Source organism: Mesorhizobium sp. M4A.F.Ca.ET.020.02.1.1 (genome assembly GCF_004022645.1).
Classification (GTDB): Bacteria; Pseudomonadota; Alphaproteobacteria; order Rhizobiales; family Rhizobiaceae; genus Mesorhizobium.
Window position 1 is genome coordinate 1 of sequence record NZ_RZOI01001422.1, and the last position, 407, is coordinate 407.

Annotated in this window: 1 pseudogene; it reads left to right on the forward strand. The window is 66.1% G+C overall.

The features are described 5' to 3' along the window. Positions 1-407 (forward strand): annotated as a pseudogene (locus EN742_RS37490) (DNA-binding protein); the annotation flags it as partial.

Sequence of the window (407 nt, forward strand, 5' to 3'; positions counted from 1 at the left end):
CGCTTTCAAGGCGCAGGTAAAGGTTCCCGCCGACATCGGCGGCATGGTCGACACCCTGCTTTCCCGATCCGCGCTGGGCATGCTTGGCCTCGCCCGCAAGGCCGGCGCGGTCGTTCTCGGCGCCGCCAAGGTCGAGAACGCGGTGCGCGAGGGCCAGGCCTTGCTGGTGCTTCATGCGACAGAAGCGTCGGATGACGGCGTCCGCAAGATCAGTCAGGCCCGGCAGGCAACGGTTCATCTCGGCGGGCCGGCCATCCCTGCCTACAAACTTTTCCCCGAGGCCGAGTTGAGCTTGGCATTGGGGGGTACAAATGTGATACATGCTGCCGTCCTCGCGCAAGACGCGGGCAAGGCGGTTGAGAAGCGCATGGTTGCGCTCGACCGGTATCGGGGCGGTTCACCGGGCG